Source organism: Xenorhabdus bovienii, from assembly GCF_024721015.1.
Taxonomy (GTDB): Bacteria; Pseudomonadota; Gammaproteobacteria; order Enterobacterales; family Enterobacteriaceae; genus Xenorhabdus; species Xenorhabdus bovienii.
In genome coordinates this window covers 1-1,013 of the sequence record NZ_JANAIF010000238.1, presented here as the reverse complement: position 1 = coordinate 1,013, position 1,013 = coordinate 1, and the positions used below count along the sequence as shown (strand labels likewise).

Below are 1,013 nucleotides of genomic sequence, written 5' to 3'. Positions count from 1 at the left end.
GTCAATGAGCAGTAATCGCTCCCGTTGCTAATGGCGTGGTCGCCGGATTTAAATGACTGCGTGGAGTTTTTAGGCAGGGCATTTTTCGCTAAATCTACCGTTCCTGTTAAACCGAGGTTGTCTATAAACTTCGGCTTGTTCGGAATGTCTGCGCCGTTTTGTTTTTTCTCCAGACGAGAATTAGCATTGTTATTCGCATCGGACGCATTTTGGCTGGCTGTGTTTGCCAGTGATTTAGCCTCATTGACGCGGGAATCCACTTCCCCTGGGGTATATGCCCCGACATCCCCCGCACCCAGCGAGATATCAGAAGACAGTGCCTTCCCGTTGACCTTGCGTGTCGCCGGCACACGGCCATTAGCCAAGTCATACGCCACCTTAACCGCTTTCGGGGTAGCTGCCTGGGTTTCACTGTGACTGTCTACTGCACTGTTTAAGATCACAAACCCTTTATCTTTAAGCGTGGCATCAGGATGGCGACGACTGTTCTCATGCAGAACAATGGAATGAGTAACCCGTGAATCCACATATTCGCGGGTGGCCAGCACCACAGACGGATCGATTTTCAGTGTCACGGCATCGGTGCTGCTGACAATCAACACCATGCGAAGGGTTTGTGTACGTCCTGAGCCTTCCTGCAATTGCGGTTTGTAAGTTTCAACGCAGTTGCCGACCGCAATCAGAATACCGTCCTTATCAAACAGGCCGATTTCCCGTATCCACCAACCGCCCTCACTTTCCGGTATCACCTGCTCGGCAATAATCTGGTTTGTGTTTTTGGGGTCAATACTCAGGACATTAATCGCCGCGCGGCGACGCTCGTTAATGAGTTGGGCTTGTGTCGTATGGGGTGTAGGCAGACTGCCGCCGCCATCCCCCACTGCCATATGGGTAATTTCTATTTTTGTCCCCAGTGCGGCAGCGTTCGCCAGTTTGTCCGCACCCAGACGGGTTAACAGTGCAAAAAATCGGGTACTCATGATTCAATCCTCACATCATCAATAATATGCACA

1 protein-coding gene is annotated in these 1,013 nt (G+C 51.0%); it reads right to left on the bottom strand.

The features are described 5' to 3' along the window. On the bottom strand, positions 1-980 hold a 980-nt coding region (locus NXS07_RS20290), incomplete at its 3' end, for a phage tail protein (protein WP_258087548.1). Positions 981-1,013 lie beyond the last annotated feature (33 nt).